We start from the raw sequence: 19,947 nt of genomic DNA, 5'->3' as shown, positions 1-19,947 counted from the left end.
TCTGGCTGCATGTGCTTTCACAGAAAAACATGACGATCACCTGGGGATACTACTTTCGCACTGGGATTATCATGACTCTACCTGTGCTGTTTGTCACACTGACCGCACTGGCGCTGCGCCTCTCCCTCAATCTGTCATGAGACACTGATATGAACAATATGACTATTTATCACAACCCGGCCTGCGGTACCTCACGTAACACGTTGGAGATTATCCGTAACAGCGGTACAGAACCGACCATTATTTACTATCTTGAAACACCGCCCTCACGCGATGTACTGATGAAACTTATTGCTGACATGGGGATCAGCGCACGGGCGCTGCTGCGTAAAAACGTTGAGCCTTATGAAACACTAGGGCTTGCTGAAGATTGCTTTACTGACGACCAGTTAATCGACTTTATGCTGCAATATCCAATCCTGATTAATCGTCCGATCGTGGTGACGCCGTTGGGAACTCGGTTGTGCCGCCCGTCAGAAGTGGTATTGGAGATTCTTTCTGATGCCCAAAAAGGGGCTTTTACCAAGGAAGACGGTGAGAAAGTTATTGATGATGCGGGTAAACGACTGAAATAAAGTTCAAGGAAGCAAGATCCCCCTTGTCCGTTATTTCGTCATGAAAACGAGGGTAGTTGGATCTGCACCATTGACAACTCTTATGGTACTTCGCTGCTGGATGGCCAGGACTGGTTGTTGAAAAACTATGGTTCTAAAAGTATGAATTAGCTGTATTCTATTTTAATGCCAAATATCTTTCGGTATTCCTATGGTTGTAACTGACTTAGATGCATTAAATATCTTAAGTACCCCGATTTGGGTGGTATTACCCAAAAATCAGGAAATACTTTTTGCTAACAAGGAAGCCCGAAAAATTGCTGGTGATATTCAGTTGCCGCGCATGCGTAATGGACGATTTTCTGCGCATGCACAGCAGCATCTGAATGCCTATCTTCCTGCTCTGGCTGTGAATGATCCCATTATTGAAATTTGGACTATTCAGACAGAAGAAAATGCTTTTCCACTGAGTTGCCGTCTCTCCTTAACTCAGCTAGAACCCTATGGTTCGGTTATTATTTTTGAAGGGCTTTATATTTCAGAAAGTGTGGTAACCCAGCCGACCAGCCCCAAGCTAATAGCAAAAGCTTATTCCCGCAGTGAACAGAGTTTTTACGAGCAATTTTTTAGTACCAATACCGCTCCAATGCTACTGATTGATCCATCACAAGAGGGGCTAATTGTTGATGCAAATCAGGCGGCAACCCGTTTCTATGGCTATTCGCGGGATGAAATGTGCAGGAAACACACCTGGGAAATTAATAGTATGGGAAAGGATGTGTTGCCTGTCATGAATGAGGTCGCCAAATTACCGGGTGGGCATAAGCCACTTAACTTTATTCATAAATTAGCGGATGGAAATACCCGTCATGTCCAAACCTATGCCGGGCCAGTTGAGTTAGATGGCATAAGATTGATGCTTTGTATTATTCATGACATTACTGAGCAAAAACGGCTTGAACAGGCGCTAGAACATGCTGCTTTGAAAGATCCACTGACAGACTTAGGCAATCGGCGTCAGTTCTTTCCCTTGGTCGAACATGCGCATGCTCAGAGCCAGCGCTATGGCCAAAATTTCAGTCTGATTTTATTGGATGTTGATCATTTTAAAAATATAAACGACCAACTTGGGCATCATAAAGGTGACGAAGTTCTGATTTTACTGGCCAGAACACTGGAATCTATCATTCGCGAGTGCGATATCGTATTCCGTTGGGGCGGTGAGGAATTTACCATTCTTCTGCCCTCAACTAATCTGGAGGGGGCATTGCAATTGGCTGAATCTATTAGAGAAACCATTCAGATGATCTGCCAACCTAACTTGCCACCGCTCACGGTCAGCATTGGAGTCGCGCAACATCAGGTGGGCGAGGACACTGATAGTTTGTTTAAACGTATGGATGAGGCGCTCTATCGTGCCAAGGCGTCAGGACGCAACAGGGTGCTGGCTGCGTAGAAAAGTCGACAAGCAAATAAAAGACATCGATCAACGCCTTTCGGTGTGACTTATTCCAGCGGCAAACTGACCAGCGGTTTGACTTCGCGCAGAACAAATGTTGTTTGCATCTCTTTAATCCCCGAAAGTCGGCGGATAACCGACATCGCGAAGGTTGAGAAACTGTCGAGGTCTTCGGCAACCACTTGTAGCAGGAAGTCGGCATCCCCCGCGACGGCATAGCAAGCAATCACCGGCTTTAGCGCCCCGACCTGCATTTCAAACAACTTTGCTTCTTCCTCACTGTGACTGTCAATTTTCACCCGAATAAAGGCCAAAATCCCTAAACCTATTTTCCGACGATCAATATTGGCCTGATAACCGGTAATAATGCCGCTTTCTTCAAGTTGCTTCACTCGCCGCCAGCACGGGGATGTCGCCATCCCTACTTTATCGGCCAACTCTTGGTTGGTCATCCGGCCAGAGTGCTGTAATTGCTTGAGAATTTTGATATCTGCCGCTGTTATTAATGATGATGGCATTTTCTACCTGATTATTATTTTGTTTGGGTATATTTTACCAATATTAGCCGAGTCCAGCTGATAAAAGAAAGCACTTACCTACGCGGGAGAGATATGATCTTGTGCACATCATTATTGGCAAAAGGGCATGGCTGTGGCAGATCAAATACGGATCGCAATTATCGTTAATCCCGAGCTTCCAGTTGGCTTGATTGCCAATACCACCAGTGCGGTGGGGATTGGCCTGGCGGCTAAATTTCCACAATTGGCAGGCACGGCATTGTCCGACTCGGAGGGGCAAGAGATTGATGTTAGCTCAAAATTGCCAGTACCTATTTTGCAGGCGAATGCTGCGCAGATGAGATACGTATTACTGAAAGCGTTAGCGGCCACTCATGAGCGGGCAATTGTGCCTTTCCCTGCATTTGCGCGCTCGATGCACAGTTTTCAGGATTATGAAGCGGCATTTCCGCTACGTTCGCTGGCTGATGAGCAATTGGATGGTTTGGGATTGGTGGGGCCGGAGAAGTGGGTGCGTTCATTGACCGGTGCATTAAAACTGTTGCGCTAATCGATGAGTGATTGATGTGAGAAATAAGCGGGCTCTGGAATAGAACCCGCCGCTGTATTTCCCTACCAATCAATGTCCTACCAATCAACGTACTAGCTGAGCTGACTTAATTGCAATTGACTGCTGGCTACGCCATTGATGTATAACTCGCGATGCTCATGTTCTGGCAAGTTAATGGTCAATTCATGCCAGGCGGGTTGATAGCTTCCCGTGCGTTCAAAAGTGATATCAATGCGGTGATTGTCGGTCGTAACTTGCCAGCTCAACCACAATGCTGCCCCTTGCTGCCAACGGTGGCTCTCACCATCATCGTCAAACAGCATCCCGCTGGATTGGCCGCCTCCTTTGGTGGGATAAAGCGCCAGTTCGCGTTGGGTATCTTGCTCGGCATTCACGAAAGCAATACGTCGTGACAGTGGCAGCGCAGCACCGGCGCGCACCAACAGAGGCAGGCGCTCGAGTGGCGCATCTAACACAATGGTTTGCCCGCCGCTATACCATTGGCCGGTATGGAAACAATACCAACCCACATGATTATCCGGCAGATAGAGCTGGCGTTGGCGTTGGCCCAGCTCTACCACACTGGCAACCAGTAAATCACGGCCCAGCATGAAGTCGTCATTTTCTTTAAACGTGCGGCTATCGTGCTCATGATCGAGGAAAGTTGGGCGCAACATCGGCTCATCATCATGAGTTGCTTGCCATTGCAAGGTGTAAAAATAAGGTAATAATCGATAGCGCAACGCCATGGCATCGCGAATCATTGGTGTGGCGGCGGGGTACATCCACGGCTCATTGACGGTGTTATCGTCATTCCATGAGTGAATGGTAAACCGTGGATGCATTACACCGTTTTGTACCCAGCGAATGAATAATTCCGCTTCCGGTTTATCACCTGAAAAACCACCCACATCGTGACCGAGGTTATAGAGCCCGGACAGGCTCATGCCCAGCCCCATGCGGATGTTATAGCGCAGGGTTTGCCAACTGGTGCGGTTGTCACCACTCCAGGTTTGGGCGTAACGCTGCATTCCGGCACAGCCAGAGCGTGATATCAGATATGGGCGCATTTCGGGTGCGAATACCTGTTGAGCCTCCATTGAGGCGCGCATCATCAGCAAAGGCATCACCGGTCTGATGTGTTTGATGGCAATAGCTTCACCGAATCCATTGCATTGCGCTTCGCCATCCCACACTTCGTATTCGTTATTGTCATTCCAGGTTGAACCAATTCCCAGTTCTAACAGTTGTTTAGTGACATTTTCCTGCCACCAATCCACGGTTTCTGGGTTAGTGAAATCAAGGTGAGAGCCTTCGTCATCCCAAAATGACGAGCGCTCCGGTAGCCCACTTTCACCATCGCGAATAAAGAGTCCGCGCTCAGCAACTTCCTGATATTTAGGATGATCTTGCAATAGACAAGGTTTGATATTCGCGGCTAACTTGATCCCGGCTTGCAGGAACGCCTGACTCATCACCTTTGGCTGCGGTACTTTCTCGTCATTCCAGTTAAACACATAGCGCTTATTATTGATGGAGGTATAGCCGGACGAAAGCTGGAATGAGTCACACGGAATATCATGCTGCTGACACAAGGTAATGAACTTTTGTAACTGCACCTGTGCATCGGGGGCATCAGTGTAGTGCATGGTGGATCCGCTGTAGCCGAGGCTCCATTTAGGGCCAAATTGCGTTTTACCGGTCAGGCGCACAAAGGCTTTGGTGACATCCAACACTTTCGGGCCGAGGAACATATAGTAATCAAGGTCACCGGCTTCGGCCTGGTAACGCCGATAGGCCAGATGATAGTTATCAATTTCGTTACCTAAATCCAGCCAGCAACTGCTTAAGTTGTCATAAAACAGACCAAAGCTAACATCATCACGACGGGTTATAGTGAAAGGAATGTGCTTGTAAAGCGGGTCAGTGCTGGCAGCGTTATAGCCCATAGCATCTAGATTGCGCATTTCAAAGCGGCGACCCGCGCGGTTAAGATCGCCAGCTTTCTCACCCAGCCCGTAATACTGCTCATTGGGATAGCGGCGCTGATAGTGAGCAATCGCTTCTCCTTGCGGGCTGAGAAGATAAGCACTGGTTGGCCTGTCTGCCGCCAGCGGTTGCCACTCACCGTGCTGATTTTTATATTCCCATTCCAAGTACAAAGGTTGATGGATGGTGACTCGCAAACAGTCAGTGGTCACTATTAACTGCTGTTCATGGTGCTCCAACTGATAACCCGGCACAGAAAAACCCGCCAAACTCAGGCGATCACGCCCAGACCACGGAACGTCACCTTCTGGTGCTATGCTCCAGGTGCGGTTCAGTGCCAACTCACCATTGCGTTTAATTAGCACCCGGCAGAGGTTTGGCTCTAACACATACAGACAAAATATATGACGGTCATCGACCAGTAATTCCAGATGGTCAGGGTATTCATTGATTAACAGCCAGTTTTTTAATGTTTTCATTACAGCTTATCTCTTAAAGGAATACATCAGGCAGCCGGTTGATTTTTATTGCGGCGCTCAGCAAACAGGGAGACTAAGAACACGGCACCAATCAAATCGAAGAAGCCCATGGCGACAAACAGTGGGTTAAAGCCGATGGTGTCGGACACCGCGCCGATTAATAAAGTAAACAGGAAACTGGCTATCCAGGCTGAAGAACCGCGTAGCCCGTTGACAGTGGCCACTTGGTTTTTATCAAAAGATTCAACCACGAGTGCACTGAGCATGCAGGAGATAACCTGATGACCAAAGCCGCCAATAGAGATTAATGCAATCGCCAGATACGGGTCTTTAGTGATAGCCACAAAGGCCAGTGAGACCATCATGAAGGCACCGGTGACTGAGCTGGCGACCACCGAGTTAATGCGGCTGCAACCGAACCATTTTTGATAGAGTTTGGTTAAGTAGCCGCTGGCAACACTGCCGATATCTGCCGCGAGGAAAGGCAGCCAGGCAAACATGGCGATTTGTTTTAAATCCATGCCGCGCTCGGTCGCCAAATACAGCGGAACCCAGAAGCTAAACACGGCCCAGGCGGGTTCTGCCAGGAAAGCGGGGATAGCAATGCCGTAGAATTTCTTGTTTTTGCTGAGGATAGCTAAGGATTTCAGGAACGGCAGCCGTGGCAATACTGGCTCATTATCCTGATGAATCAGTTCAAATTCTTCTTTACTCAGATTGGGGTGGGTATCCGGTGAATGGTAAAAACGCCACCACAACAGCACCCAAACCATGGCTAAGGCACCGGAGAAGAGGAATGCGCCTTGCCAGCCGAGCGCCACATGGGCCAGTACGATAATGGGGGGTGCTAACATCGCGCCAATGGAGAAGCCCACACCAGCCCAGCCCGCCGCAATCGGGCGCTCTTTTTTCGGGAACCAATCCGAAATTGCTTTGGCGTTGGCCGGTGTGGCGGCGGCTTCAGCACTGCCCATAAAGAAGCGCAGCACGGCTAATTGGAACCAGGTGCCTGCTCCGGCGTGCATCATGCACACCACGGCCCAAACACTGGCGCAAATCAGGAACCCCATTTTTAAACCTATAACATCAATTAACCAGCCACAGAGCGGCTGAAATACGGTGTAAGCCAACTGGAATGATGCCACTATCCATGAATATTGTTCAGTGGTCATATTCAGGCTGGTTTTTAACTCAGGGGCCAAAATGCCCAGCGAGTTACGGGTAATATAGTTAACAGTGACCCCAAGCAGAAATAACGCCAGCATCCACCAACGTAATGATTTTATTTTCCGTCGCCCAACAACTTTTGCGGATTGATTAATCTCAACACTCATCCCAGCCTCCTGGTGTTGGTCAGTAGTCAATTAACCTGACCAACTTATTGTTTTGGTAAGATCTATTTTTGGTTATTAAGATTATGCTGAGTTTTAATGTGATTTGGCTCACATTAAAATTAGCCAATAAAATACAATTATCTGATATTTATAATATTTTTATATTTAATCAAAAACAACCGGACTGATAAGTCTTTAAAATTGGTTTACCAAAACTTCATTATTTTGGTAAAAACAAAGTAACTAGCTTAAATTGGCTTTAATACGCGTTTTTTTGAAAAAATTTTCATAATCTGGGTGATATTTCAGCATTTATATCGTGTAACGCCCTAAATAAGCGATTTACCGGCTATGAAAATTTTTTCATTTGCTAATTTGAGAGAGATCACAAAATGAATGGAAAGCTAAAAATACAAGAAATAGCTCATCAGACCGGCCTTTCAATTAGCACAGTATCCAGAGTATTAGCCGGCAAAGCGAATACCAGCGCGAAGGCAAAACAGCGAGTGATGGCCTATGCGCAGTCACAGGGGATTTTGCAGAATTTATCCAGCGGGCGGTTAATGCTCAATAACATTATGGTATTTGCACCACACCGGGCTTTTGATGTGCGTACTGATATCTTTTACTACAAAGTCATTCAGGGAATAACTGAAGCCGTCAGTCAACATGAGGTGATGATTCGCTACTGCGGATTGTCTGAAACGCACAGCGATATCTCCCTATTTCTGGAGAAAATGACTAATCCTCAGACGGAAGCGGCAATTATTATTGGTATCGATGATCCGCGTATCCATACACTCGCGGCTGGTGTGCATAAACCGTCGGTATTAATTAATTGTCGCGACAAAGAAATGTCATTGGACAGTGTTTCCCCTGACCATCAATCGATCGGCGAATTTTCTGCCAACTATCTGATACAACAAGGGCATCGGCATATTTTGACGTTGCAATGTTTACGGCGCAACACCATGGAATTGCGGTTGGTGGGGATTAAAGAGGCCTTCGCCAGCAATAATATGCATTTTGATGATAACCAACATCTGGTGACCACTCACGGTTTCGGCGCAGAAGAAGCCGAGCAGGCCATCGCTGCTTTTATCGCGGGTTGTGAAGATAACAGCCAACTGCCTACGGCTATTTTGGCGGGAGGTGATTACATGGCTGTAGGGGCTGTTAATGCATTGAATAAAATGAATATAAATGTACCGGAGAGCGTTTCAGTCATGAGCATGGACGGTTTTAATTTGGCCGAAATTCATGATGTTCCGCTGACGGCAGTGCATGTTCCGCGTGACGAGTTAGGAGCGGAAGCTATCCAGTTATTGCAACGGCGTTTATTGCGATCCGATGCCCCTGTCAGTAATACCCTTCTACAAGGCAAATTAGTGGTTCGCTCTTCGGTGAAGCAAATTAATCAGAAAAGAATTCTACCTGCTGCGAATAAGTGCTCAGATCAGTTATATGACTTGTAATGCTTATAGGCATGAATATGCCGTTTTATACAAATAACCCCCTGATTGCCCACAAGTAGACAGTTAGCGCTATAGTTTACTGTTAGGTTTACCCACTTGATGGGGTTGAAAAAATTGAAAATAAACATAAATAGGTTTTATCTAAGTCTGATGGGGATATACCTAATCAAGTAATGAATTTAAGGATATAACCGCATGGAATTTAAAGACTATTATGCCGTCATGGGTGTCGAGCCCACGGCTTCCCTAAAAGAGATTAAGACAGCCTATCGCAGGCTGGCACGTAAGTACCACCCGGATGTCAGTTCCGAGGCTGATGCTGAAAGTAAATTTAAAGAAGTTGCCGAGGCTTACGAAGTATTAAAGGATACCGAGCGGCGAGCTGAATATGACCAATTAAGATTACACCGTAATGATCCAGGCTTTGGCCGACATCAGTTTGATCAATACAATACAGGTGGCCAACAGTGGCACAGCAGTGCTGGTGGCGGCGCTCATGATTTCTCGGACTTTTTCGAATCCTTCTTTGGTCACCGCGCTTCTTCAGCTCAACACTCATCTCATCGGGCATCTCATGGGGTACGTGGGCAGGATCTTGAGATGGAGTTACCTCTCTTTTTAAAAGAAACGTTAGCTGAACAGACTAAGCCGATCTCTTACAAGATACCGACCATTGATGCCTCGGGCTTCCCGGGGGCTGAAACCTCTAAAACATTGAACGTAAAAATTCCTGCCGGTGTGGGCGATGGCGAACGTATCCGCCTTAAAGGGCAAGGGGCTCCGGGTATTGCCGGCGGAGCCAATGGGGATTTATACCTGATTATTCGCATTGCACCGCACCCGTGGTTTGATATTGTTGGTCAGAATTTACACATAGTGGTACCGCTAGCCCCATGGGAAGCAGCATTGGGAGGTAGTGTCGAGGTACCGACATTGACCGGGAAAATTGCCTTAACCATCCCGGCGGGTAGTCAAAGTGGTAAACAGCTACGTATTAAAGGCAAAGGCCTGGTCAGCAAAAAAGGAACGGGGGATCTGTACGCCATCCTCAACGTGGTCATGCCACCGAAACCAGACGAGAAAACGCGGGCGCTTTGGCAACAATTGTCAGAGCAGGCAGCATTTAATCCTCGGACTGGATGGGAGTAACAGATTATGGCTGAAATAGAGATAACCTACACTGTGACTGAGTTATGCCAGTCAACGGGGATCATGCAAGATGAATTGGTCGAGGTCGTCGGGCTAGGTGTCATTGTGCCATTAGAGCCCGCGGCCACGGTTTGGGTTTTTGATGCGGATGCATTGAACTGCCTTCAACGCGCCCGCCGCTTGCAACATGAGTTGGATTTGGACTGGTCTGGTGTCGCCATGACCCTGACCCTGCTTGAGCGAATTGAGCAGTTAAAAAAAGAAAACGACCAATTGCGCAGGCAGCTTAATCGTTTTGTTCAAACATCTTAACAAGACGAACACGGGTTGCTGGCCCAACCCGTTGCCTCTATTTAAACACAGCGGGTATCGCTTATAGGCTGCTGACGCCGCCATCGACCCGAAACTCGGTACCGATGACAAAACTGGATTCATCTGAAGCCAGAAATACCGCCGCGTGAGCAATTTCAGCCGGTGTCCCCATTCTTTTGATCGGCACCAATTGGCGAATTTGTTCAGCCAGTTTTTCTTCTTCACGACCCGATAATCCCAGTTTTTGCAGTGCGGGAGTTTGTGTTGGCCCGGGGCTTAATCCATTAACCCGAATCCCTCTTGCGGCCCATTCTCCTGACAACGTCCGGGCAAGCGATAGCAACCCCGCTTTGCTGGCGGCATACACACTGCTTTGTGGCAAACCTATATGGACACTTGCTGAACCGCAAAGAATGACAGAGGCTGGGTTAGCTAGCAGGGGAAGTAATGATTGCAATAGGAAAAAAGGACCTTTCAGGTTGGTTGAAAGCACCCGTTCAAAACTAGATTCGTCCCATTCTTCTATTGGATGATGAGTCACATCACCAGCATTGATATAAACGATATCCAGGCGTGGCCAGTTTTCAGCAAGTTTAGCGGCCAGTTGCGATTGGTCTGCGATATTGCTGGCGTCACTTTGTAGCAATAAAACAGGTTCTCCTAGTTCGGCATGGGCTGCCTGCAATGCGGCGGTATTTCGGCCCGTGATGGCGACAGTCGCCCCCTCGGCAAGGAATTGGCGTGCAGTTTCCAACCCAATACCGCTAGTCCCTCCGGTAATCAGCGCATATTTATCTTTTAAGCGATTCATGGTCAGTCTTCCAATTGATAGCAGTGGAAGACCATTTTTAATACAAAAGTATCTAAAGTATAGTAGGTACCAATTTGATACTAATGATGCAATAGGAATGTAATGACCACATATCAGCCCCTGACACCTAAAAATAAATCGGCACCTGATAGTGCCACCGAGCAAGAAAAGTGCCCAATGGTGCAATTTGTTGAGCTTATTGCCGGGAAGTGGGCAATACCTATTCTTTATCGTTTGATAGTGACAGGTACTCCTATTCGATTTGGTGAGCTACAGCGGGCGATTGCTCCTATTACCCAAAAAGAGCTGACCCGACAGCTGCGGGCTTTCGAGCAACGGGGGTTGGTGCATCGCAAGATCTACGCCGAAGTCCCGCCGCGTGTTGAATATGAGATTACTTCTTTGGGGCAAACATTAAAGCCAACACTGGACTCCCTGGCGCAGTGGATGAGGGACCATCATCGGGAGCTGAATAGCAGTTTATAACGCAGGTTATTAGAAAATAGAGAAAAGGCTGATTTTTTCGCAATCTACATTTCAGCTATCGCGTAAAACAAGTTGGATGTACTACATTTAATATGCTGCTCATTAATTATGCAGTATCAAAAATGGCAACAATAGTTTCAAGGAGAAAATATGAGTAAGATAACTGGTTGTTGTTCAGAAGATAGTCATCCCAATAGCCGAAGGAACGTGCTAAAAGCAGCCTTAGGCATCACCGCAGCCACTGTTATTGGCGGGGTTGGACTAGGGCTACCTCAAATATCATATGCGGCCTCCCTAACACAAGAAGAGCGGGATAAATTAACGCCCAATCAGATAGTGGAAGGTTTGAAGCAAGGTAATACAAGATTTGTTTCCGGAAAAATGCAGCAACACGATTATCTCGCACAAAAACGCAGTAGTGCAGAGGGGCAATTCCCTGCCGCCGTTATCTTGAGTTGTATTGACTCCCGAGCACCGGCGGAAATTATTTTTGATACGGGGATTGGTGAAACATTCAATGCCAGAATTGCTGGCAACATTTCTAATGATGATTTATTAGGTAGCCTGGAGTTTGCCTGTGCTGCTGCGGGTGCAAAAGTCATTTTGGTCATGGGACACACAGCATGCGGAGCAGTCAAAGGGGCTATCGATAATGTTGAACTTGGCAACCTGACTGGCCTACTCAATAAAATCAAGCCTGCCATTGATGCGACTCAATTTGATGGTGAGAAAAGTGGCAAGAATGAAAAGTATGTCGATGCCGTCGCAAAGAATAATGTGAAACACACTATTGAAGAAATTCGCAAAAATAGTGAAATACTGAATAAGTTAGAGAAAGAAGGGAAAATAAAAATAGTGGGTAGCATGTATAATCTGAATGGCGGAAAAGTCGAATTCTTCATGTAATAACAGGTGTTTCTATTCCCCTTGAGATATTTCAAGGGGAATATGAACAGTAAATTACATTCTTAGCATTAATTTATCAATCCTATAATGTTTTTTGTTGACATACCCCCCTTGGTAGTAATTAAATTTTGTGATTATATGATAAAAGAAAAACTTGTACGGTGAGCTAGATATCGTTATAACGTGATAAAAATATCTGAGTCCACTGAACCGTTATATAAAAGATTTAATCAATAAATAATCTCCATAGATGAAAGTAAAGAAAATCTGTAATGTTATGGTTATGTATTAATAGTAAATAACTTGATTTGATATTATTAAATAATATTTATCCCTTGAATTTTTTAATTATTATTGTATGTTAACTCAGTGATTGTCGGTGGTTTTCTAAATGAATAAAACCAGGCATAGATATCCCAAATGAAAGTATCTATTCCATTACTATTATCTATTGAATAATAACTGATAATATATTGATTGTTCTTATTATATTATGATATGGCTACTGATTTATGCTCATGCTAGGGGGATGTTTTACATTAAAAAAATATTTGGTATATTAAATATAATTAAAAAATATAATTTAATTGGTTTTATTCATTAAGTGAACGCAATATTCAGCACAAGTTCTCTTATCACATCTGTAGTGTGATTTATCTTAATTAACTGAGTGAATATATTTGTAGGGGTTATTTATGTATGTTGATACAGTCTCTGTTGTTTCTGGCAGTAAATTCATTGATATTAATGGTAAAGGAGTGATTGATTATGAAAAAGAGATATCATTGGATTGCTGTATGAACAAAATACACTTCCACTCTAAAAAATTAACCATTGATATTAATGAAAAACAAAAAAGATTGGTTATGTGTTTGTTTAATGATTTTAATAGAAAACAAGACATTATTAAGGTTGTTTGGTATGAAAACCATAAAAGCATTTCTGATAATAATTACCATCAATTGATACATAAATTTAGAGTACATTTAAAAAATGCAGGTATACCTGATGGTATTGTTAAAACCATTAATAGATATGGACTGAGATTAGATTCTGGGATACTCAGTACAATGGTATCAAATCAGATGATAGATAGGTTTACTGGCTATTAATAATTGAGGGTTATCCATTCCGTTTCTATGTTGAATTTGCGGAGTTTGAGAGGTAAGGGTGTTATCACTTTTTAATCAGATAGTCATAACACCCTATGAAATATTGATTGGCAATAATGGATGTACGCTGTAAATAGTCATTGGATGATGTATTTTTTATCAGGTTAATGATATTTTTAATCAGGTGATCAAATAATCGAGTGCGGATAAACAAACGACGCCAGTATTAGATGAAGATGAGAGTGTTGGAGCTGATAATTTTAACAAGAAATAGAATGAGGACTGAAATTAAAAAATATAGTTTACGTGAATAGAGAGACAGTAATCATAAATTTAAATCAGGGTGGTGCTGAATGACATAATTCCTCTATTTATATAGGGGGTTAATCTGGTCGGTGTGTTAAATCATACGGGCAAAGAAAGTTCTATCAATTTTTTTAATGTACTTGATGTTCATGGCTATATAACGATTGAAATCCATAATAATATCTTTGCGGTTATTCCTGTATCATTTTCTTTTTTAGTGTGAGACTTTCATGGCGATATCGTTCTACAAGAAATAATAGTAAGGCATGTAAAATAATGTTATTTTAGCTAGGTTTTTATTGGCGTTTTGTTTTTTACGGTACTTGGATTATTTGTGGGAAGTTTTTTAAATGTTGTTATTTATCGTCTTCATATTATTATAGCCGATAATTCCTCTACAAATGCAGTGAATAGCAAATAAGTGCGCTTCTTTGCGTATAGATTTAACTTATTTTCCCTGGATCTTATTGTCCAAATTGTTATCACTTTTTAAAGTTTAGATATAATACCCCGCTGTTTGGTTGGTTTTTTTTCAAAATGATTATCTGACATTTTATTCTGTTTCATATGCTTTTTATTTTTCATATATCATTTTAGTCAGCGGTACTCGATGAGTAAAAATTTCGTGTGAAATGTTACCTATTTTTTTTGAGTTTTAATTACTATTGTAGAATTGATTTTTTCTACTTTGATAGCGATAAAATGATTCATTTCGGCTTCTAAATTTTACTCATATTTATTGCTTTTCGTTTTTTGATGTCTTTAGATTAAGGCCTAATGATGTCATTTCTGTTAATTTCTAAAATCATGTTTTTAAGTGTGAGAGATTCAATGGGCGAAATAATTATTGGGGATATTATTTTTAATCCACTAAAGAGAACCCTTGGTAAAAATAGGGGTATTATCAAGATAAGAAATAAAGAATCAGAGGTATTGTCTTTATTGTGCTCCCACTATCCTAATGCTCTTACTCGTGAAGATATCGAAGGGACGGTGTGGGAGGGAAGTTATGTGACTGATAATACACTAACGCAAACGATTAGTAACTTACGTCATGCTTTGGATGATAAAGATCATGAGATTGTGACTACAATTCCTAAGAGAGGATATTGTATTGGTATTAAACCTGATTACACTGCCAATATTTCAGAAGATAATCCACTTATTACAAGCTTAAATATATCAGACAGCCTTAGTCATGAAATTATCCGTTCTCCTTTAGAGGGTATTAGTTTAACTAGTAAAGTTTTTGTATTTATTTTTTTCTCTATTTGTTTATTTGTTTCATTCAATATGACATTCCACTATTATCAGGTGAAAATAATTAATGTTAAAAAAGTACCGATCCTGGTGAATTTAGATGAAATGCGAGATAAGGCGTTTTTGTCATCTTATAATAAATATCCATATGTTTTTTTAAAAAAACAAAAAAATGGTGAATATAATGCCTGTAAATATCAGAATGGAGCATTGAAATGCGAAAGAAAATAATACTAATAATATGCACGAGTATTTTCTTTAGCGTAGGGCTAGGCTATAGCCTGGGACGAGTTTATTCATTTTATCACCCAATGAAGGATATGGAAGGGTATTGGGAAATTAATTATGATTTTAATAATTTGACAGAAAATTACCATATCTGTTCAAGAGTCAGTGTGTTAGATAGAGCAATAAATGCATCGGCAGATGTCTATGATGAGGGGGATCATGTGAAGGCGAGACGTAATATTGTTTTTAATGTTTTAGATGTTGAGAAAAATATATTCATTGGGAAAGTATTATCTCTTTCTATTACTGATGGTAAAAATTGTTATTTGAGTGATTTCTTAAACACACCTTATGCTGTAAGTTATCCTACTTTTTATCAGTTGAATGAAAATACTATTTTAATGGAACAATCACAGGGGCATCCTGTTAATAGCTTGCGTTTATTGACCCGTATTTGATATCTGACTATGGCTTTGTCTTTATTGAAATATATTTGTCATATTTTGCGAGTAATATTGATTTATCAATCACAGCTAAGTGTAAAAATAATGTTCTCTCGCATTGGCTTTTTTGTTATGAAACTTGTGCCCAGTGTTAAATCTATAAGCTCATTTACGAATGGAAGATTCGGTATCTTATCGGGTCTTATCTTGGTTATTAGTTTATTCTCTTTACTACAGCTATTTTCCATCGGGTATTTATCCCATATATTGGATAATACAAGAGGTAATGTTGAGAAAACACATCATAGCCATCAGCAAGAAGTATTAATGGATCGTGCCAGAATGGAGTTATTAATCGCCAGCGATAAACTCAATCGGGCAGGAATCTATTATATGGAGGATAAAGAGACGGGTTCTGAGGGGAGTTGGCAGAGTCTCTTGGGGGAAGCAACACAATCTATGCAGCAGTCACAAGAAGATTTCCGCCAGTTGCTATTGGTTTCAGCGCATGATGATCGGCCTGAGTTTATTGCTTTGAAAGAAAGCTATCTGCAGTTGTATCAAGGCCTATCAGAAATTAGTCAGGGGTTGGCCAAGAACAACAATATTGATGCCTTTTTTGAAGTCCCTATCCAAGGTTTTCAAAGTGATTTTACCGAAAAGTATTATCGTTATTTGCAGGAAAGCGAAGATAACCGCACGGTAATGGATAGCCAATTGCTCTCTTCTTTGTCCTCGGCAAAACAGGCCGTTATCATTGCATTGGTTATTTTATTGTGTCTTGCATTCTCTGTTTGGTTAGGTGTGACTCGCTGGGTTATTCGGCCACTTAATTATCTGATTGCCCAAATTCATGTGATTGCTGCGGGAGATTTATCTCATCAGATTGAGCATAACGCTTTTACTAGCCGGGAAGTTCGGTTGTTGGCGGTCAGCATATACCAGATGCAACAAGGCTTAGTGGCATTGGTTAGCCAGGTACGCGGTGGAGTCGATGTTATTCTAACGGGCGTTAATCAAATCGCTGCAGACAGCCATCGTATTTCTGAGCAAACGCAATCACAAACGCAGTCATTGGCCGCCACGACAGAGAATATGTATCAACTTACCGAGCGTGTAAAACAGAATTCGAAGAGTGCAGACCAGGCGAATCAATTGGCGAATGAAGCTAAGAATATTGCCAGTCAAGGTGGCGATATGATGTCCAGCGTAGTGAATTCGATGGCTGATATTTCTGCGGGCTCGCAGGAAATAGCCGAGATTATCACATTAATTGAATCTGTAGCTTTTCAGACTAATATTCTGGCCTTAAATGCTGCCATTGAAGCTGCTCATGCTGGTCAACACGGACGGGGATTCTCTGTTGTTGCACGCGAAGTGGGAATATTAGCGCACCAAAGTGGTCATTCGGCTCTGAATATTAAACGCCTTATTGGTAACTCTTCAAAATCCATATCTGCAGGTGCCGATCTAGTGGGGCGCTCTGGCGACAATTTACGCGCAATTATTGGCGCGGTCATAAAAGTGACTGATCTAATGGCTGAAATATCGGCTGCATCACAAGAACAAAGTAAAGGTATCGAAGATATCAGTGCACGGGTAGGCATAATTAATGAAGTCACTCGACTGAATGCTGATTTAGTCGATCAATCCACTCAAGCCTCCGAAGTGTTACAAAAACAAATATTGCAGCTTAATCAGTCGGTGGCGCGTTTTTGTTTACCCATAACTGTACGACCCCCTCAACGAATTAATAAGGAGGTCGCGGTGAGTTTTTAATGTGCCAAGATAGATTTTAATAATTCGCGCCAGCCAGACGGATTTCCATAATACTCACTAGCAGGTAAAGAGGTTATATTCCCCTGTTCATCTTCCAGCACGAAAGTCGGGAAGCCGTGCCCATGTACTTTAGCCAGTAATGTGCGGCTTTCAGCAATATGCTGGCTGGATGTTATTAGTGCAGTATTGTAGGCATGAATAAATGTGTCGCTGCTTAGCCCAAGCTCCACTGCCAGTTCAGTTAATACGCGAGTATCGGCAATGCGGCGCCCTTCAACATAATGAGCGTGTTGGATGCGATGAAGCATTCCTGCACCACGGCCCGCAAGCTCCTCAGCTGCCAGAATGGCGGCAATCGGTGGCGTAGAGTCCATAATAACTGAGGTATCGTTCAGTAATTTATTAAAATAATCATCACCAAAGGTTTGCCCGGTGAGCTGCGCAATACGCCGGTCATGGGGCATTACATATCCACGCCATTGGCTGTCTATTTGGCGACGATTCGCTCCAGACATCATTCCGCCGCCGTGTAATACCAGTGTGAGATTAGGAATATCTTGTGCAGCGTGAATCAGCGGTGCGGCGCCATAACACCAGCCACATAATGGATCAAAAATGTAATGTAACTTTATGGCGGTCATCATATCTTCCTCTATTGTCTGTTCTGGCATGCTCATTGAGTGACGATGAGCATTAACGGTTTACTGTGGCCACTTCATTTCATTTTTAAGTACCTTGGCACTTAATTCCAGGCTGGATTCATCTTTCAGCTCGGGGTAATGTTTTTTCATTACTGCAATCAGCTCAGCAGAGTCTTTTGCTTTAGGAATCTCTGCATTTAACGTAGTTAAATAGTTTTGAGTAAAAGTCACTGATTCCAATGTTTGTGGTGCATTATCAAGATAGTGCCCTGGAACCACGGTGACGGGTTTTAGTGCTTTGATTTTTTCCAGTGTCGTCAGCCAATTTTGGCGAGACTCGAGTGTTTGAGTATCGGCAACCCATAAATGAATATTACCTGAGACAGCCACGCCACCTACCACTGCTTTTAATGACGGGATCCAGACAAATGTCTTCTCTGGTGATGGTCCATCTAAGCCTTCGACATTAATTTCCTGCCCATCGACGGTAAAACTTTTACCTTTCAGCGCTTGTGGAACAATGACTTGCGTTGGGGCATTCTCTTTAAGGATAGGCCCCCAGTAGGCCATTTTTCCCTCTTTAGTGGCCTTAATTTCTTCAATAGTTTGTGGTGTGGCGATGACTTTGGCTTGAGGGAATGCTTGGGTAATAACATCCAGGCCGAAATAGAAATCAGGATCGGCCTGGCTGATATAAATAGTGGTCAACTTTTTGCCGCTTTGCTTAATTTTCTTCACCAATGCTTCGGCATCATTACGCTGAAATTGCGTATCAATCAGAGCGACTTCTGTTTTACCGCTAATAATTTCAGACGATACCGGGAAGATGCTTTTTTCACCGGGATTATAGATTTCCATTTTTAGCTGTTCAGCCGCATGAGCTGTTGATATAGCAGCGAAAGTTGTCAGGCCTGCAAAGGCCATTTGTAATAGAGTTTTATTTAACATGTTCGTTTTCCTGAGAGTGACTGGGGTATGGGCTAGATAATAGATTGCTTATATCGATAGAAAAACCCGATAATAGGCAATTGTTTGTTGCTTAAATCGAGCTAATTATGGATAGAGTTACCGCAGCAGAGGTCTTTGTCGCCATTGTTGAGCGGGGCAGTATGATTGCCGCAGCCGAGGCTTTGGAGATGTCTCGGGCCATGGTGACACGTTATTTGGCGCAGATGGAGCAATGGGCAGGAGCACGTTTATTGCATCGGACAACGCGAAAATTGAGCCTAACTCATGCTGGGGAGGCTACACTGGTACGTTGCCGACATATGCTTGAATTTGCTAAAGATATGGATTTAGTGGAAGGGCAAGAGAATGAAGAACTGCGCGGTTTGTTGCGTATCAGCTGCTCTCAATCCCTCGGACAAAGTGCTGTGGCAATGGCTGTTACAGACTATTTGCGCCGTTATCCTCAGGTCGCGGTCGATTTACAAATGAATAACCGATCCGTCAATTTGGTAGAGGAACGTATTGATTTAGCCTTGCGTATTACCAATGATTTAGATCCAAACTTAATCGCTCGTCCGCTATCTATCTGCCATTCCGTTGTTTGTGCTGCACCGAGTTATCTCTCTGCCAAAGGAACGCCGAAAACTCCACCTGATTTGGCCGTACACAACTGCCTGACATACTCTTATTTTGGCAAAAGCTTATGGCATTTTGACCAACAAGGCGTTAAATCATCGGTTGCGGTAGGCGGAAATCTCAGTGCCAATGAATCCGTTGTTTTACTCAGCGGAGCATTAGAAGGCGCCGGTATCACTTTGCAGCCCAGCTACTCCGCCGCGCCGTATATTGCCAGTGGCGAGTTAATACGGTTATTGCCCGATTATCAGCCGCAGGCGATGGGAATTTATGGAATCTATACATCACGCCGGCAGATGCCCGCGACATTAAGGTCGATGCTAGACTTTCTGGTGGCGTGGTTTACTACCCACCCCCTGCCTAATTGAAACCGCAGCGGTGTTAGCTGCCAGTTACATTCTCAAACATATTTTTATTATTAGCACAGAGCTTAAATTATTTTGATTTTCATTCAGTTATCAATGAAGAGAAAAATATATTACTTATCATGCTAGTTATAACTCTGTTCATTACTGGTCATTATTCCTTAACTCATGCTATTTCTATCGTACCCGTCACCTGGAATTCGATTG

At 43.4% G+C, this 19,947-nt stretch carries 21 protein-coding genes; 15 read left to right on the top strand and 6 right to left on the bottom strand.

What is annotated here, in order from left to right; genetic code table 11:
* From ACNSO8_RS13275 to ACNSO8_RS13265, 3 genes are all read left to right on the top strand, one after another.
* Positions 1 to 140 (top strand): ArsB/NhaD family transporter (locus tag ACNSO8_RS13275; protein WP_418394910.1); only part of this gene is annotated, 140 nt, incomplete at its 5' end.
* 9 nt (positions 141 to 149) lie between these two features.
* Positions 150 to 575, top strand: coding sequence for a glutaredoxin-dependent arsenate reductase (gene arsC / locus ACNSO8_RS13270; protein ID WP_418394907.1), 426 nt, complete (start codon positions 150 to 152; stop codon positions 573 to 575).
* A gap of 190 nt (positions 576 to 765) precedes the next feature.
* Positions 766 to 2,010: a diguanylate cyclase gene (locus ACNSO8_RS13265; RefSeq protein WP_418394906.1), complete on the top strand. Its 1,245-nt coding sequence runs from the start codon at positions 766 to 768 to the stop codon at positions 2,008 to 2,010.
* A 50-nt stretch (positions 2,011 to 2,060) separates the two neighbouring features.
* Here ACNSO8_RS13265 and ACNSO8_RS13260 read toward each other — a convergent pair whose 3' ends face one another.
* Positions 2,061 to 2,531, bottom strand: coding sequence for an Lrp/AsnC family transcriptional regulator (locus tag ACNSO8_RS13260; protein WP_418394905.1), 471 nt, complete (start codon positions 2,529 to 2,531; stop codon positions 2,061 to 2,063).
* Positions 2,532 to 2,658: 127 nt separating this feature from the next.
* Between ACNSO8_RS13260 and ACNSO8_RS13255 the strand changes: the two genes are divergently transcribed.
* A complete protein-coding gene (locus tag ACNSO8_RS13255) occupies positions 2,659 to 3,081 on the top strand; it encodes a DUF2000 family protein (RefSeq protein WP_418394904.1) in 423 nt (140 codons plus the stop codon).
* Positions 3,082 to 3,173: 92 nt separating this feature from the next.
* On the opposite strand, the gene ACNSO8_RS13250 is transcribed toward ACNSO8_RS13255, so the two are convergent.
* Together ACNSO8_RS13250 and ACNSO8_RS13245 are read right to left on the bottom strand one after the other, a co-directional pair.
* On the bottom strand, positions 3,174 to 5,549 hold the full coding sequence (locus ACNSO8_RS13250; protein ID WP_418394903.1) for a TIM-barrel domain-containing protein: 2,376 nt from the start codon (positions 5,547 to 5,549) through the stop codon (positions 3,174 to 3,176).
* Positions 5,550 to 5,575: 26 nt separating this feature from the next.
* Positions 5,576 to 6,883: an MFS transporter gene (locus ACNSO8_RS13245; protein WP_418394902.1), complete on the bottom strand. Its 1,308-nt coding sequence runs from the start codon at positions 6,881 to 6,883 to the stop codon at positions 5,576 to 5,578.
* A gap of 392 nt (positions 6,884 to 7,275) precedes the next feature.
* On the opposite strand from ACNSO8_RS13245, the gene ACNSO8_RS13240 reads away from it, so the two are divergent.
* The 3 genes from ACNSO8_RS13240 (at position 7,276) to cbpM (ending at position 9,819) form a co-directional block, all read left to right on the top strand.
* A complete protein-coding gene (locus tag ACNSO8_RS13240; RefSeq protein ID WP_418394901.1) occupies positions 7,276 to 8,358 on the top strand; it encodes a LacI family DNA-binding transcriptional regulator in 1,083 nt (360 codons plus the stop codon).
* Positions 8,359 to 8,553: 195 nt separating this feature from the next.
* Positions 8,554 to 9,507 (top strand): curved DNA-binding protein, encoded by a 954-nt coding sequence (cbpA, locus tag ACNSO8_RS13235; RefSeq protein ID WP_418394900.1) that lies wholly within the window; start codon positions 8,554 to 8,556, stop codon positions 9,505 to 9,507.
* Positions 9,508 to 9,513: 6 nt separating this feature from the next.
* Positions 9,514 to 9,819 carry a chaperone modulator CbpM gene (cbpM, locus tag ACNSO8_RS13230; protein ID WP_418394899.1) on the top strand — a complete coding sequence of 102 codons (306 nt, stop codon included), beginning with the start codon at positions 9,514 to 9,516 and terminating at the stop codon, positions 9,817 to 9,819.
* A gap of 61 nt (positions 9,820 to 9,880) precedes the next feature.
* Here the strand turns inward: cbpM and ACNSO8_RS13225 are convergent, their stop codons facing one another.
* Positions 9,881 to 10,630, bottom strand: a complete 750-nt coding sequence (locus tag ACNSO8_RS13225) for an SDR family oxidoreductase (protein WP_418394898.1) — start codon at positions 10,628 to 10,630, stop codon at positions 9,881 to 9,883.
* A gap of 102 nt (positions 10,631 to 10,732) precedes the next feature.
* On the opposite strand from ACNSO8_RS13225, the gene ACNSO8_RS13220 reads away from it, so the two are divergent.
* The 7 genes from ACNSO8_RS13220 (at position 10,733) to ACNSO8_RS13190 (ending at position 17,150) form a co-directional block, all read left to right on the top strand.
* Positions 10,733 to 11,116 carry a winged helix-turn-helix transcriptional regulator gene (locus tag ACNSO8_RS13220; protein WP_418394897.1) on the top strand — a complete coding sequence of 128 codons (384 nt, stop codon included), beginning with the start codon at positions 10,733 to 10,735 and terminating at the stop codon, positions 11,114 to 11,116.
* 150 nt (positions 11,117 to 11,266) lie between these two features.
* Positions 11,267 to 12,022, top strand: a complete 756-nt coding sequence (locus ACNSO8_RS13215) for a carbonic anhydrase (RefSeq protein ID WP_418394896.1) — start codon at positions 11,267 to 11,269, stop codon at positions 12,020 to 12,022.
* 695 nt (positions 12,023 to 12,717) lie between these two features.
* Positions 12,718 to 13,134, top strand: a complete 417-nt coding sequence (locus tag ACNSO8_RS13210) for a winged helix-turn-helix domain-containing protein (RefSeq protein ID WP_418394895.1) — start codon at positions 12,718 to 12,720, stop codon at positions 13,132 to 13,134.
* A 756-nt stretch (positions 13,135 to 13,890) separates the two neighbouring features.
* Positions 13,891 to 13,989: a prepilin peptidase gene (locus ACNSO8_RS13205; protein WP_418394909.1), complete on the top strand. Its 99-nt coding sequence runs from the start codon at positions 13,891 to 13,893 to the stop codon at positions 13,987 to 13,989.
* A 231-nt stretch (positions 13,990 to 14,220) separates the two neighbouring features.
* The gene (locus ACNSO8_RS13200) at positions 14,221 to 14,931 is read left to right on the top strand and encodes a winged helix-turn-helix domain-containing protein (RefSeq protein WP_418394894.1); all 711 of its coding nucleotides are present in this window, start codon (positions 14,221 to 14,223) and stop codon (positions 14,929 to 14,931) included.
* A complete protein-coding gene (locus ACNSO8_RS13195) occupies positions 14,916 to 15,386 on the top strand; it encodes a hypothetical protein (RefSeq protein WP_418394893.1) in 471 nt (156 codons plus the stop codon). Before ACNSO8_RS13200 ends, ACNSO8_RS13195 begins: the two co-directional genes overlap by 16 nt.
* A 90-nt stretch (positions 15,387 to 15,476) precedes the next feature.
* Positions 15,477 to 17,150, top strand: a complete 1,674-nt coding sequence (locus ACNSO8_RS13190) for a methyl-accepting chemotaxis protein (RefSeq protein WP_418394892.1) — start codon at positions 15,477 to 15,479, stop codon at positions 17,148 to 17,150.
* Here the strand turns inward: ACNSO8_RS13190 and ACNSO8_RS13185 are convergent.
* Together ACNSO8_RS13185 and ACNSO8_RS13180 are read right to left on the bottom strand one after the other, a co-directional pair.
* Positions 17,147 to 17,791, bottom strand: coding sequence for a DsbA family protein (locus tag ACNSO8_RS13185; RefSeq protein ID WP_418394908.1), 645 nt, complete (start codon positions 17,789 to 17,791; stop codon positions 17,147 to 17,149). The two genes, ACNSO8_RS13190 and ACNSO8_RS13185, sit on opposite strands and share 4 nt — an antisense overlap.
* Positions 17,792 to 17,851: 60 nt before the next feature.
* Positions 17,852 to 18,739 carry an MBL fold metallo-hydrolase gene (locus tag ACNSO8_RS13180; protein WP_418394891.1) on the bottom strand — a complete coding sequence of 296 codons (888 nt, stop codon included), beginning with the start codon at positions 18,737 to 18,739 and terminating at the stop codon, positions 17,852 to 17,854.
* A 107-nt stretch (positions 18,740 to 18,846) separates the two neighbouring features.
* On the opposite strand from ACNSO8_RS13180, the gene ACNSO8_RS13175 reads away from it, so the two are divergent.
* Positions 18,847 to 19,743 carry a LysR family transcriptional regulator gene (locus tag ACNSO8_RS13175; RefSeq protein WP_418394890.1) on the top strand — a complete coding sequence of 299 codons (897 nt, stop codon included), beginning with the start codon at positions 18,847 to 18,849 and terminating at the stop codon, positions 19,741 to 19,743.
* Positions 19,744 to 19,947 lie beyond the last annotated feature (204 nt).

The organism is Yersinia sp. LJYL362 (assembly GCF_048323875.1).
Note: the sequence above shows the minus strand (reverse complement) of the source record. Positions and strands in the feature narration are given on the sequence as shown.